General features: G+C 38.0%; 11 protein-coding genes. 7 read left to right on the forward strand and 4 right to left on the reverse strand.

Annotation, left to right across the window (positions count from 1 at the left end; genetic code table 11):
• Nucleotides 1–16: 16 nt before the first annotated feature.
• The 3 genes from C0975_RS02315 (at nucleotide 17) to C0975_RS02325 (ending at nucleotide 2,959) form a co-directional block, all read left to right on the forward strand.
• On the forward strand, nucleotides 17–1,525 hold the full coding sequence (locus tag C0975_RS02315; protein WP_101774783.1) for a L,D-transpeptidase family protein: 1,509 nt from the start codon (nucleotides 17–19) through the stop codon (nucleotides 1,523–1,525).
• A 143-nt stretch (nucleotides 1,526–1,668) separates the two neighbouring features.
• Nucleotides 1,669–2,229 (forward strand): peptidoglycan L,D-endopeptidase MepK, encoded by a 561-nt coding sequence (mepK, locus tag C0975_RS02320; RefSeq protein WP_101774784.1) that lies wholly within the window; start codon nucleotides 1,669–1,671, stop codon nucleotides 2,227–2,229.
• Between the two features lie 100 nt (nucleotides 2,230–2,329).
• Nucleotides 2,330–2,959: an MBL fold metallo-hydrolase gene (locus tag C0975_RS02325; RefSeq protein WP_101774785.1), complete on the forward strand. Its 630-nt coding sequence runs from the start codon at nucleotides 2,330–2,332 to the stop codon at nucleotides 2,957–2,959.
• 289 nt (nucleotides 2,960–3,248) lie between these two features.
• Here the strand turns inward: C0975_RS02325 and C0975_RS02330 are convergent, their stop codons facing one another.
• Nucleotides 3,249–4,541 (reverse strand): citrate synthase, encoded by a 1,293-nt coding sequence (locus C0975_RS02330; protein WP_101774786.1) that lies wholly within the window; start codon nucleotides 4,539–4,541, stop codon nucleotides 3,249–3,251.
• Nucleotides 4,542–4,860: 319 nt separating this feature from the next.
• Here C0975_RS02330 and sucA point away from each other — a divergent pair, with 319 nt between their 5' ends.
• The 4 genes from sucA to sucD all read left to right on the forward strand — a co-directional run bounded on the left by sucA (nucleotide 4,861) and on the right by sucD (nucleotide 11,334).
• Entirely contained in the window at nucleotides 4,861–7,656 is a 2,796-nt protein-coding gene (gene sucA, locus C0975_RS02335) for a 2-oxoglutarate dehydrogenase E1 component (RefSeq protein ID WP_101774787.1), read from the forward strand.
• A 69-nt stretch (nucleotides 7,657–7,725) separates the two neighbouring features.
• Complete coding sequence (gene odhB / locus C0975_RS02340; RefSeq protein ID WP_101774788.1) at nucleotides 7,726–8,949, forward strand: 2-oxoglutarate dehydrogenase complex dihydrolipoyllysine-residue succinyltransferase; 1,224 nt, start codon at nucleotides 7,726–7,728, stop codon at nucleotides 8,947–8,949.
• A 347-nt stretch (nucleotides 8,950–9,296) separates the two neighbouring features.
• Nucleotides 9,297–10,463 (forward strand): ADP-forming succinate--CoA ligase subunit beta, encoded by a 1,167-nt coding sequence (sucC, locus tag C0975_RS02345; protein ID WP_101774789.1) that lies wholly within the window; start codon nucleotides 9,297–9,299, stop codon nucleotides 10,461–10,463.
• Between the two features lies 1 nt (nucleotide 10,464).
• Nucleotides 10,465–11,334, forward strand: a complete 870-nt coding sequence (gene sucD / locus C0975_RS02350; RefSeq protein WP_101774790.1) for a succinate--CoA ligase subunit alpha — start codon at nucleotides 10,465–10,467, stop codon at nucleotides 11,332–11,334.
• Between the two features lie 67 nt (nucleotides 11,335–11,401).
• Here the strand turns inward: sucD and adk are convergent, their stop codons facing one another.
• The 3 genes from adk to galE form a co-directional block, all read right to left on the reverse strand.
• On the reverse strand, nucleotides 11,402–12,046 hold the full coding sequence (adk, locus tag C0975_RS02355) for an adenylate kinase (protein ID WP_101774791.1): 645 nt from the start codon (nucleotides 12,044–12,046) through the stop codon (nucleotides 11,402–11,404).
• A 153-nt stretch (nucleotides 12,047–12,199) separates the two neighbouring features.
• Nucleotides 12,200–13,483 carry an AmpG family muropeptide MFS transporter gene (locus tag C0975_RS02360; protein WP_425440134.1) on the reverse strand — a complete coding sequence of 428 codons (1,284 nt, stop codon included), beginning with the start codon at nucleotides 13,481–13,483 and terminating at the stop codon, nucleotides 12,200–12,202.
• Between the two features lie 2 nt (nucleotides 13,484–13,485).
• Nucleotides 13,486–14,502, reverse strand: a complete 1,017-nt coding sequence (gene galE, locus C0975_RS02365) for a UDP-glucose 4-epimerase GalE (RefSeq protein WP_101774793.1) — start codon at nucleotides 14,500–14,502, stop codon at nucleotides 13,486–13,488.
• Nucleotides 14,503–14,538: the final 36 nt, after the last annotated feature.

Consider the following 14,538-nt stretch of genomic DNA (forward strand, 5'->3'; position numbering starts at 1 on the left):
TTTAAGGAACTATGTCATGTTAAACATCAAATCATTTAAGTTTGTACAATTCGCATTTTTGTTTTCCTCGTTGTATGCGACGAATGTACTTGCTAATCCAGAGAATCGAGATTCAGTGGATGTTAGTACAGAGTTAGTGCAAGACGCGGATATTTTAACTAATCAACAACTTGAATTAGAAGCAAAAGCGATTGAAGATCAACTTGCGGCTGAAAAGAAACTTGAAGAAGAACGTATTGCCGCAGAGAAACAAGCGCTAGCGGAAGAACAACTGAATGCAAAGTTAGGTGAGATAGAATTACAATTTAAACCAACTGTTGCCAAAATTTATGCAGAGAATAATTTTCAGCCTCTTTGGCATGATAATGCAGTAGAAAAACAGTTTTTGCGTGAATATGCAATGTTAGTCGTGAGTGGTATTTCTAAAAATTCTGCAGCTATTTTAGCCAAAATAGACGCAATGCCAGAAGCGAGCTTTGAGCGTGATGCGTTGTTGACAGACACATTTTTAGATTACATGTATTATAGCCATAACATCGTTAAATCTGCCCAAAAATGGCTTTATTCCGCAAATAATTATAAGTCTGGCTTACCAACAGAGGCTCAAATCTCAAGTTGGTTAAGTGCAATTCAAACAGGAAATATGCCAGCGTTTTTAAATACGCTGGCGACTGAAAATAATTTATATAAACAAACATTAGCAGCATTGCCTGAATTAATTAATACGCCAAATATAGATAAAGAGGCTTTGGCAAAGCTATATAAATTGGCAATTAATGCTCAGCGTTTACGAGTACTCCCTGTATTTGAAGATGGCTTATTCGTTAATATTCCTAGCTATGAATTAGATTATTACCGTGATGGTAAACTCGTTTTAAGCTCTAAAGTTATTGTTGGCAAAAAAGCGCGTAAAACGCCTGTGTTATACAGTAAGTTGAGCAATGTAGTTGTTAATCCACCTTGGAATACACCAACACGTTTAATTAATGAAGATATTATTCCAAAGGTACGTAAAGATCCAAGTTATATTTATCGTAATGGTTATACTATTATTGATAGTAAAGGTAAGACTATCGACCCTTATACTATTGATTGGGAAAACATGACGGCGAAAAAATTTCCATATCGCTTACGTCAAGCACCAGGCGATAGTGCATTAGGTAATTTTAAATTTAATATGCCAAGTTCTGATGCCATTTTTTTACATGATACGCCAAGTCGAGGTTTATTTGCGAAGAAAGATCGTGCTTTAAGTTCAGGTTGTGTGCGTGTTGAGAAAGCTGATGAATTAGCCACAATTTTATTGAAAGAAGCAGGTTGGTCTGAAGAAAGAAAACGGAGCACGTTACAAAGCCGTAAAACAACTTCAGCGAATGTGACCTCAAATAATCCAGTATTTTTATATTATGTCACAACTTGGGTAAATAGCGGTAAGACCTATACGTTACCAGATATTTATGGTTATGATGTGACGCCAAATTTAAGTTATATTAATTGGGATATTATTAGAAAATACGTAAATTAATGTCATTTTTGTTAAAAATTAAGCTAATTTTCCCTTCCATTTTGAAGGGAAATAGGTAAAATTAATACGTTTTCTTAGTTTGAGAACTAATATTAATTACGTTGGTCAAAACAAACATCAAATAACATAGAGACATTAACAGAATGAATAGTATTAACCATAGTCGTCGCAAATGGTTATCCTTAGGTGGAATTGTATTAGGTGCTGCTTTATTACCTAATAGCTTGTTAGCTGCTGTTTCAACCCCAAAACCACGTATTTTACGTTTTAGAAATATTAATACAGGGGATAAATTCAGTTCTGAATTTTTACCGAGTAAAGGATTCTCATCAGTTGCTTTAAAAAAATTGGATTATTTAATGCGTGATAAACGTAATAATCATATGCATAGAATGGATCCAAAACTATTTTTAAAATTCTATCGTTTACAAACAAGTTTGGGTTTACGTAATAGTGAAATTCAAATTATTTGTGGTTATCGTTCGCCAGCCAGTAATGCCGCAATGCGCCGTAAAAGTCGTGGAGTAGCAAGCAATAGTTATCATACACGTGGACAGGCTATTGATTTTCGCATTGATGGCGTACCATTAGCTAAGCTTCGACAAGCGGCAGAAAAGTTGAATAATGGTGGTGTAGGTTATTATCCTCGCAGTAATTTTATTCATATTGATACTGGTCCAGTAAGAACTTGGCGCGGTGTCTAATAGAGTAAAGCTAGCTAGAGAGTAAAACGAGAGTCAATTTTTTTAAAAAAACGAACCGCACTTTGAGTGCGGTTTTCTTATTTAGCAGTAGAGAGATGCAATGAATATTGAAATTATTCCAGTAACAGCTTTTCAACAAAATTGTTCTTTAATTTGGGATGAGCATAAGAATGCGGCAATTATTGATCCTGGTAGTGAAGCAGATAAATTAATTAAACGTATTGAGGAGCTTGAATTAAATTTAAAGACAATTTTATTAACACATGGGCATCTTGATCATGTTGGCGCCGCGCCTAAAATTAAGCAACATTTTCAAGTCGATATAATTGGTCCTAATTCATTAGATGATTATTGGTTCGCCCAATTGCCTCAGCAATCACAAAAATTTGGTTTATTTGAAATTGCCGCGTTTGAGCCTGATCGTTGGTTAAATCAAGAAGGGGAAATTATTGAGATCGGTGAGATAAAATTTGAAGTCTTGCATTTACCAGGTCATACGCCTGGACATATTGGTTTTATAGAACATCAAAAACGCATTAGTTTTACAGGAGATGTATTATTTAAGCAAAGTATTGGTCGTACGGATTTTCCTGGCGGAGATCATCAAACTTTATTAAAAGTGATTCGTGAAAAATTATATCCTTTAGGTGATGATATGATTATTGTAGCAGGACATGGGCCTTATACGACTATTGGTCAGGAGAAGCAAAGTAACCCATTTGTGCGTTAAGTCAGATTTGATAAAAATATCCCAGTAGTATGGGGTATTTTTGTTTCTATGTGTCACACACGGATAATTTTTGTTGCTACTTTAAATAAAAAATTTGGATAGAAGGAAAAGTGAAGACTGAGACGATGGTGCACTGTGATGTGGTCAGCCTAAAATCGCATAGTTAAGATAGGACTTGAATTTGTTAACCTGTAGCTCGTTAGCAAAATTAGCATAAAGATAAAAGGCAGCGCTTTAAGCTGCCTTTTGCACTTATTTGAACTAAAGTGCGGTCTGTTTTTGACAAATTTTATAACTGATTTTTCTCCATCGCATCGAATGTGCGTTCAGTTTCACCCATATAAAGCTGGCGAGGACGTACAATTTTCATATTACCCGGTTTGAACATTTCTTTCCAATGTGCGATCCAACCGACAGTTCTTGCAAGCGCAAATATAACTGTAAACATAGAAGTCGGTATACCAATTGCTTTTAAGATGATACCTGAATAGAAATCGACGTTTGGATAGAGTTTGTGATCAATAAAATAAGGATCACTTAATGCAATACGTTCAAGCTCCATTGCAACGTCAAATAATGGGTTTTGGATATTAAGTTCTTTCAATACTTCATGGCAAGTCTGGCGCATTACTTTGGCTCGAGGGTCGTAGTTTTTATATACGCGGTGTCCAAAGCCCATTAAACGGAATGGATCATTCTTATCTTTTGCACGTGCAATAAATTGTGGAATGCGCTCAACTGTACCGATTTCTTCCAGCATATTGATACAAGCTTCATTGGCACCACCATGAGCAGGTCCCCATAACGACGCAATTCCAGCTGCGATACAAGCAAATGGGTTAGCGCCAGAGGAAGCGGCTGTACGCACAGTAGATGTTGAGGCATTTTGTTCATGATCGGCATGTAAAATAAAGATACGATCCATTGCACGTTCTAATACTGGATTAACGATATAAGGCTCACAAGGTGTTGCAAACATCATATATAAAAAGTTACCAGAATAAGAAAGGTGATTCTGTGGGAACATGAATGGTTGACCAATCGAATATTTATAACACATCGCAGCAAGCGTTGGCATTTTAGCTAGTAAACGAATCGCAGTAAGTTCACGGTGTGCAATATCATTAATATCAAGAGAATCGTGGTAGAATGCCGCAAGTGCACCACTTACCCCACACATGATTGCCATTGGGTGAGAATCGCGACGGAAACCGTGGAAGAAGCGCGAGATTTGTTCATGTACTAGAGTATGGCGGCGAACAAGTTGAGTAAAATTTTTATATTCTTCAGCGCTAGGACGTTCTCCAAATAATAATAAATGTGCAACTTCAAGATAATCTGCATTTTTGGCAAGCTCGGCGATAGGATAACCTCGATGTAATAAAATGCCATTATCACCATCAATATAAGTAATTTCAGAGCGGCAACATGCGGTTGACATAAATCCAGGGTCGAAGGTGAATAATTTATTCTTGACTAAAGATTGTACATCTACCGCGTCATAGCCAAGAGAGCCTTTATGTACTGGTAGGTCGTATTCACGTCCATCGCTAAGGGTCAGTTTTGCAGTTAGTTCAGACATAAGTCATCCTTCCTTTATATTAGTTGTGTTTTATTGCATTTCCATTAACTATAACGCTTAAAAAGTCAAGTGTCTTTATTATTGTTAAAAAAAAATTGTAAATAAAATGTTATTTTCTAAAAGTGCGACAGAGATCAAAAAATAGCAAAAATGTTAATGTTGTGTTACATAATTGTATTGCTTATTCAGCTGTTTTGCTTTTTAATCCTATTTAACTTTGATTGAAGAAAGAAAGGGATATTCTTACTAAATTCGCGGTATAATAAGCAGGATATTCTTCATTATTATTATTACCAAATACTTTTGTCAGGTGGTTATAATGCAACAAAATAAACCCATTAGCGAATGGTTAACTTCAAGTGCTCTCGGTGGTATCAACCAGTCTTATATTGAAGAACTCTATGAAGATTACCTTCGTGACCCCAATTCTGTCGATGCCAGTTGGCAAGAAATTTTTAACTCCCTTCCAAAGTCCAATACGTTTGTTGAACAACCTCATTCTCAAGTCCGTGATTATTTCAAACGTTTAGCTCGTGATAATTCACCAAATGGTGTTGGTGTGATTGATCCAAATGTCAGTGCAAGATTAGTAAAACTGTTGCAATTTGTGAATGCGCACCGTAATCGCGGTCATTTACATGCTGATTTGGATCCGCTGAATTTATGGCAACGTATGGATGCACCAACGTTAAGTTATAAATACCATGGTTTTACAGAAAATGATCTTGACGAAATATTTGATGTTGGTGGGGAAATCGCGCATAGAGATAAAATTTCGTTACGTGATTTAACTGATTTATTAAAGAAAACTTATTGCAGCACGATTGGGCTTGAATTCATGCATGTTAATGATGTAGAAGCTAGAACGTGGTTGCAACACAAACTTGAATCACGCTTAACCCAATCTTTTAAAAAAGAAGAACAGATTAAATTTTTAGAAGAATTAACCGCTGCAGATGGTTTAGAGCGTTATTTAGGCGCTAAATTTCCCGGTGCTAAGCGTTTCTCATTAGAGGGAAGTGATGCATTTATTTTATTAATGAAAGAAATTGTTCGTCACGGTAAGCGTAATGGTATTGATGAAATTGCAATGGGGATGGCGCATCGCGGTCGCTTGAACATGTTAGTTAACCTATTAGGTAAAAAACCATCAGAACTATTTGATGAATTTGCGGGTAAACATTATGGTAATGGTACGGGAGATGTAAAATATCACCAAGGTTTTTCTTCCGATTTTATGACCGATGATGGTATTGTACACTTAGTCCTTGCATTTAACCCATCGCACTTAGAGATTGTCAGTCCAGTCGTTATTGGTTCTGTACGAGCGAGACAAAAACGTATCCATGATCATGAAAAATCGAAAGTATTACCTGTAACTGTGCATGGTGATTCTGCAGTGACTGGACAAGGTGTGGTACAAGAAACTTTAAATATGTCTGCTACACGTGGTTATAGTGTAGGAGGGACAATCCGCGTAGTGATCAATAATCAAATTGGTTTCACGACATCGAATCCACATGATACACGCTCAACAGAATATTGCACTGATATTGCGAAAATGATTGAAGCACCAGTCATTCATGTAAATGGTGATGATCCTGAAGCGGTAGTTTATGCCGCACGTATGGCTGTTGAATATCGTACTTTATTTAAACGCGATATTTTCATTGATTTAGTATCTTATCGTCGCCATGGGCATAATGAAGCAGATGAGCCATCAGCAACTCAACCATTAATGTATGATCGTATTAAAAAACATCCAACTCCACGTAAAGTTTATGCAGATCGTTTAATTGCTGAAGGGATAATTAACGAAGAAGAAGCAACAGAATTAGTGAATAATTATCGTGATGCATTAGATCGTGGTGATTGTGTCGTAGCAGAATGGCGTGAGATGGATTTAACAACTAAAGATTGGACAAAATACCTCAGCCGTGAATGGTGTGAATATGAAAGTAAATTTGATGAAGAACGCTTTCAAGGTTTAGCTAGAAAAGTTTGTGAATATCCAGCACACCATGAATTACATTCTCGCGTAAATAAAATTTATGCTGATCGCAGTTTGATGGCAAATGGTGAAAAGCTATTTGATTGGGGAATGGCTGAAACTATGGCGTATGCAACTTTACTTGATGAAGGTTATCATGTGCGCTTATCAGGTGAAGATGCTGGACGAGGTACCTTCTTCCATCGCCATTCTGTTTTACATAACCAAAAAGATGCTACGCTTTATATTCCATTAGCGAACTTACATGGCTCACAAGGTCGTTTTGAAGTGTGGGATTCTGTATTAACTGAAAATGCTGTGCTAGCTTTTGAATATGGCTATGCTACAACTGATCCAAAAACGCTCACTATTTGGGAAGCACAGTTTGGTGATTTTGCCAATTGTGCACAAGTCGTCATGGATCAATTTATTAGTTCTGGTGAGCAAAAATGGGGCAGAATGTGTGGTTTAGTGATGCTGTTACCACATGGTTATGAAGGTCAAGGACCAGAACATTCATCCGCTCGTTTAGAGCGTTATTTACAGCTTTGTGCACAACAAAATATGCAAGTTTGTGTGCCTTCAACACCTGCGCAAATTTATCATTTATTGCGTCGTCAAATGTTGCGCAAAGTTCGCCGTCCATTAGTTGTCATTTCACCAAAATCGTTGTTACGCCATCCATTGGCGGTTTCTTCTATGGATGAGTTAATCAATGGCGCATTCCAAAATGTAATTCCTGAAGTGGATGATCTGAATCCACAACAAGTCAGACGCGTTGTGATGTGTTCAGGTAAAGTGTATTACGACTTATTAGAGCAACGTCGTAAGAACAATCAAACAGATGTAGCGATTATTCGTATAGAACAACTTTATCCATATCCACATGAAGAAATGAAAGAGGTGCTTGCACCTTATAACCACGTCACGGACTATGTATGGTGTCAAGAAGAACCATTAAATCAGGGGGCATGGTATTGTAGTCAACATAATTTTGTGACATCAATTCCTGAGCATGGCAAACTCCGTTATGTGGGACGCCCAGCATCAGCGTCACCAGCCGTAGGTTACATGTCGTTACATAATGAACAACAAATAGCCCTTGTGACAGAAGCGCTAGCTTAATTCAAACGAAAAGTGTGTTAAAACTGACCGCACTTTTCAGAGAAATAAATCTGAGAAAAGGAAAGAACAATGAGCAATTTTGAGATTATCACACCAGATTTACCAGAGTCAGTTGCTGATGCAACTGTGGTAACTTGGCATAAAAAAGTGGGTGATACAGTAAAACGTGACGACATTTTAGTGGAAATTGAAACAGATAAAGTTGTATTAGAAGTACCTGCGGTATCAGATGGAGTATTGGAAACGATTATTGAAGCAGAAGGGGCTACTGTAGTCAGTAAGCAGTTATTAGGCAAACTTTCTGCAATAGCAGTTGCTGGAGGTGTCACAAAAGAAACGGTCGCAACACAAGAGCCAACACCTGCAGATCGTCATAATGCCACATTAAGTACAGAATCTATTGGCGCAGATTCAGTAAGCCCTGGCGTTCGTCGTTTACTTGCTGAACATGATTTAAATGCAGAGGAAATTAAAGGTAGTGGTGTAGGTGGTCGTATTACGCGTGAAGATGTAGAAAAAGTCTTAGCTACGAAAGCACAACAAGTTACTCAAGTCGACAGTAAGTCTGTACTTACCAATTTTAATGTTGGCAATCGTGAAGAAAAACGTGTACCAATGACCCGTTTACGTAAGCGTATTGCTGAACGTTTATTAGAAGTGAAAAATAGTACGGCGATGTTAACCACATTTAATGAAGTGGATATGTCACCAATTATGGAATTACGTAAAACTTATGGCGAGAAATTTGAGAAACAGCATGGCGCACGTTTAGGTTTTATGTCGTTTTATATTAAGGCTGTTGTAGAAGCGTTAAAACGTTATCCAGAAATAAATGCTTCTATTGATGGAGATGATATTGTGTATCACAACTATTTCGATATTAGTATCGCTGTGTCAACACCACGTGGTTTAGTGACCCCAGTACTACGTAATTGCGATAAATTAAGTATGGCAGATATTGAGAAAGAAATTAAAGCGTTGGCAGAAAAGGGACGTGATGGCAAGTTGACTGTTGAAGATTTAACGGGTGGTAACTTTACGATTACGAATGGTGGTGTGTTTGGTTCATTGATGTCAACACCTATTATTAATCCTCCACAAAGTGCGATTTTAGGTATGCACGCGATTAAAGATCGCCCTGTTGCAGTGAACGGTGAAGTCGTGATTCGTCCAATGATGTATCTAGCGCTGTCTTATGATCACCGTTTAATTGATGGACGTGAGTCTGTTGGTTTCTTAGTGGCAATTAAAGAGTTACTCGAAGATCCAACACGTTTGCTGTTGGAGATTTAAATAACGAGATCTTGGTAGAATTTAGATATCAGTATAATTTATTTTCTGCCAAATCTCCCTCGTCCCACTTTAATGCAGGATGGGGAATATTAATCAAGCAAGCAGTTAGCATCATTAAGAAAAACGTTACAAACACATCATGAAGCGATGATATGCCTGAATGGGTCCTCTTTGATCGCCTGAGCTGTAGGAAAAATTGAATGTTTAAGCGAGCTTACGAGTAAGTTTTCAATTTTTCTATTCAAAATTAAAACAAAGCGAAGAAGAGCAGTAAAGCGGAGGTGTGCTTTCTTTTGGTTACTTTTCTTTGCACAAGTAAAGAAAAGTAACAGATACGAGGAGAAGTTATGAACCTACACGAATACCAAGCAAAGCAAATTTTTGCTGAATATCAATTACCAGTAGGCAGCGGTTATGCCTGTAAAAATGTAGATGAAGCCGCCGATGCCATCAAAAAGCTCAATGGTGATGTTTGGGTAGCGAAATGCCAAGTTCATGCTGGTGGACGTGGTAAAGCTGGTGGGGTGAAATTAGTACGTAATGAAGCGGAAGTACGAGCTTTTGCAGAAAAATGGTTAGGACAACGTTTGGTGACTTTCCAAACTGATACAAATGGTCAGCCGGTGAATACAATTTATGTTGAAGAAGGTTCAAATATTGAGCGTGAATTGTATTTAGGTGCTGTACTTGATCGTGCTTCACAACGTATTGTGTTTATGGTGTCCACTGAAGGTGGGGTAAATATTGAAGAAGTAGCAGAAAAAACACCGCACTTATTACATAAAATGGCGATTGATCCACTAACAGGTGGCATGCCATACCAAGGGCGTGAACTGGCATTTAAATTAGGTTTAAAAGGCGATCAAATTAAACAATTTGCCCATATTTTTGTACAAATGGCGAAGATGTTTGTGGAAAAAGATTTAGCACTATTAGAAGTGAATCCATTGGTCGTAACAAAAGAGGGAAACTTACTTTGTTTAGATGCGAAAATTGTAGTGGATAGTAATGCGTTATACCGACAACCTACATTGAAAGCCATGCAAGATCCAAGCCAAGAAGATCCTCGTGAGGCACGCGCGGAATCTCATCAATTAAACTATGTGGCACTAGAAGGTAATATTGGTTGTATGGTCAATGGCGCAGGTTTAGCTATGGGGACGATGGATATTATTAAATTACATGGCGGTCAACCAGCTAATTTTCTCGATGTAGGCGGTGGAGCGACTAAAGAACGTGTTGCTGAGGCATTCAAAATTATTTTATCTGATAGTGCAGTGAAAGCCGTCTTAGTCAATATTTTCGGTGGTATCGTACGTTGTGATTTGATTGCAGAGGGAATTATTGCTGCTGTGAATGAAGTTGGCGTTAGTGTGCCAGTTGTTGTACGTTTGGAAGGAAATAATGCGCCGTTAGGGCGTGAAATTTTAGCAAATAGTGGCGTGAATATTATTGCGGCAAATACTTTAACTGATGCTGCGATTCAAGCGGTAAAAGCGGCGGAGGGAAAATAATATGTCTATTTTAATTGATAAAGAGACTAAAGTGATTTGCCAAGGTTTTACGGGCGGACAAGGTACATTCCATTCTGAACAAGCATTAGCCTATGGTACACAGCTGGTGGGTGGTGTTTCGCCAGGAAAAGGCGGTACAACCCATTTAGGATTACCTGTTTTTAATACAGTGCGTGATGCAGTTGAGGTAACTGGTGCTACTGCAACAGTAATTTATGTACCTGCACCGGGTTGTAAAGATGCCATTTTAGAAGCCATTGATGCAGGAATTGAATTAGTGATTTGTATTACTGAAGGGATTCCAACCCTAGATATGTTACAAGTGAAACAACGCTTAAACCAAACTGGTGTACGTATGATCGGTCCTAATTGTCCAGGGGTGATTACTCCAGAAGAATGTAAGATTGGGATTATGCCAGGTAATATTCATAAAAAAGGTAAAATTGGGATTGTTTCACGTTCAGGTACATTGACCTATGAAGCAGTGAAACAAACTACTGATGAGGGCTTTGGGCAATCTACTTGTGTTGGTATCGGTGGTGATCCAATTCCAGGCTCAAACTTCATTGATATCTTGAAATTATTCCAAGATGATCCACAAACAGAAGCCATCGTTATGATTGGTGAAATTGGCGGTTCGGCGGAAGAAGAAGCTGCCGCCTTTATTAAAAACTATGTCACAAAGCCAGTGGTGAGCTATATTGCTGGTGTCACCGCACCAAAAGGTAAACGTATGGGGCATGCAGGTGCGATTATCAGTGGTGGGAAAGGTACAGCAGATGAGAAATTCGCTGCCCTCGAAGCGGCAGGTGTGAAAACCGTGAGAAGTCTAGCGGAAATCGGTGTTGCGCTAAAATCTCTGTTAAAATAAACCGCACTTTTGTGTCGACAACAAAAAAGGCTGTTTAACACAGCCTTTTTCATTGGATCAAAGTAAATTAAGCAAGGATTGAATCTAATTCTTGGCTCACTTCTTCGACTTTTTTGGTGCCGTCTAAGCGGAAATATTTGGTATTGCCTGTTTTTGCTTCGGCTTGATAGTAGTCCACTAATGGTTTAGTAGTTGAGTGATACACTTTTAAACGATCTAATACCGTTTCTGGCTTATCGTCAGCACGAATGATTAAATCTTCGCCTGTGACATCATCTTTACCTTCTAATTTTGGAGGATTGTAAATAATGTGGTAAGTACGACCTGAAGCTTGATGAACACGACGACCACTCATACGTTCAACAATCACTTCATCTGGTACATCAAATTCTAGGACGTAGTCAATCTGAATGCCTACTGTTTTTAGTGCGTCAGCTTGTGGAATAGTGCGTGGGAAGCCATCTAGTAAGAAGCCCTTAGCACAATCTTCTTGTGCAACACGCTCTTTAACTAATGAAATAATCAATTCATCCGGTACTAATTGACCCGCGTCCATTAACGTTTTTGCCTGTTTGCCTAATTCGGTTCCCGCTTTAATCGCCGCACGTAACATATCCCCTGTTGAAATTTGTGGGATACCAAATTTATTCATAATAAATTGTGCTTGCGTGCCTTTACCTGCACCGGGTGCACCTAATAGGATAATTTTCATAATGACCTCTGTTGGTTGAAATAATCTTGTTTTTGACCGCTCTTCCTGACTGGGTAGAAAAAAGTGCGGTATGATTTTTCATGTTTTTTGATAGTAAAACAAAACGATTAATAGTTGCCCAATTCATTGGAAATGTCAACCGTTGAAAACGGGTTAAGCTTGTTTCTCTGTTTGAGTATTGTCATGCCAGGGTGCTACTTTAAATAGCATTAACATACCTGGAATTGCGGCAAAGAAACAAATCCAAAAGAAAGTGTAGTAGCCATGATTAGCCACAATGACACCTGAAAATGCACTAAACACTTTACTTGGGATGGCGGCTAAACTGGTAAAAATAGCTAATTGAGTTGCAGTGTAAAGTGGATTGGTTTCTCGTGCCATAAATGCCACAAATGCCGCTGTGCCTAAACCAACACCAATATATTCACCAATAATCACTGTAGTTAACACAAAAAACTCAAAAGAACCAATGGTTTCAAATTTGCCGTAACTTGCCATCCAAACAAAACCAAGAATTGTGATTAATTGTACGAAACCAAATAACCATAAAGAACGATTAACGCCTAAACGCAGCATTAAAATACCACCTAATATGCCTGAGATAATTAATGCCCAAAACGAATTAAGTTTTACTACTGTACCAATGTCTGCTGTGCTAAATCCCATATCTAAAATAAATTTGGTTTGTAGTGATGTTGCAAGAGAGTCACCAAATTTATAGAGGAAAATAAACAAGATTAAACCCAGTGCAGAAGCGACACCTTTGCGAGTGAAGAATTCTTTAAATGGCAATGCAAAGGCATGATAGAAAGGCAAAGTGCGGTCGATTTGTGGGACATTTGGCTCTTTACTGAGAAACAGTGAAAGTATTAAGCCAGGGATCATAAATAATGCGGTGAAAATAAAGACTATATCCCAAGGCAGGCTGCCTGCTAAAATCAGAGATAAACCACCAGGGATTAAGCCTGAAATACGATAAGCATTAACATGAATAGAGTTACCTAATCCGAGTTCTTCGTCACTTAAAATCTCACGTCGATAAGCATCAATGACAATATCTTGCACAGCCGAGAATACAGCAATTATCGTTGAAATAATGGCGACTGTTTGGATATTTTCTGCAGGGTTATATTGACCAAGGAGAATAAGTAATCCAAGTAAGCCAATTTGAGTTATAAACATCCAACTACGACGGCGACCTAAAAAATTAGGGTAGTAGCGATCGAGTAATGGCGAAATAATAAATTTCCAAGTATAGGGAAAGCCAATCAAGGTAAAGAGACCAATTGTTTTTACATCGACATTACTCGAAGAAAGCCAAGCTGGCACCATTTGGAATAGAACATATAAGGGTAAGCCAGAACTGAAGCCCGTAAAAATACAAAGTAACATATTACGGCTAAAAATCTGCGACAGTAAACTTGGTTTGTTTTGCATAATTAATCTCGATATCCTTTAGGATTATTTTTTTGCCAGTTCCACGTGTCTTTCATCATTTGCTCGAGACCACGATCAGCACACCAGTCTAATTCTTGTTTAGCGAGGTTTGGATCGGAATAACAAGTTGCAATATCACCTGGGCGGCGCTCTACTAGTTTGTAAGGAATTTTTATTTGGTTAGCTTGCTCAAAGGCTTTTACCATATCAAGCACAGAATAGCCTGTACCAGTTCCTAAATTGTAGATATGTAAACCTGCATCATTTTCATGACGAGCTAAGGCTTTCAAATGCCCAATGGCAAGATCAACAACATGAATATAATCACGTACACCAGTACCATCATGTGTATCATAGTCACTACCAAATACGGCAAGTTGTGGTAATTTACCAATAGCAACTTGGCTGATATAAGGGAGTAAGTTATTTGGAATTCCATTTGGATCTTCACCGATTAAACCACTTTCGTGCGCGCCTACTGGATTGAAGTAACGTAAGATGATGATACTAAATTCAGGGCTTGCTGTTGCAATATCACTAAGGATTTGTTCCACCATAAATTTTGAAGTGCCATAAGGGTTAGTGGTGCCACCTACTTTACAACTTTCTGTGATAGGGATAATTTCTGGATCACCATAAACTGTGGCGGAAGAACTGAATACCAAATTCCGTACACCTGCTTTTTTCATTTCTTGTATTAAAACTAAAGAGCCTGTGACGTTATTCATATAGTATTCAGCAGGTTTTTGTACGCTTTCACCTACGGCTTTTAGTCCGGCAAAATGAATGACTGATTGGATCGTATTTTCTGCAAAAATCTTTTGTAAAAGTGCAGTATCTAAAATATCACCTTGGTAGAATTTAACTGATTTGCCTGTAATTTGAGAAACGCGCTCAAGGGACTTGGGAGAAGAGTTACAAAGATTATCTAAAACAACAACTTCTTTATTTGCATTAAGTAGTTCAACAACAGTATGTGAGCCGATATAACCAGCACCACCAGTGACGAGAATTGCCATAATTATGTCCTTAGTTGCTTTGATTTCTAAACAAAA

Source organism: Pasteurella oralis (genome assembly GCF_002850605.1).
Classification (GTDB): domain Bacteria; phylum Pseudomonadota; class Gammaproteobacteria; order Enterobacterales; family Pasteurellaceae; genus Pasteurella; species Pasteurella oralis.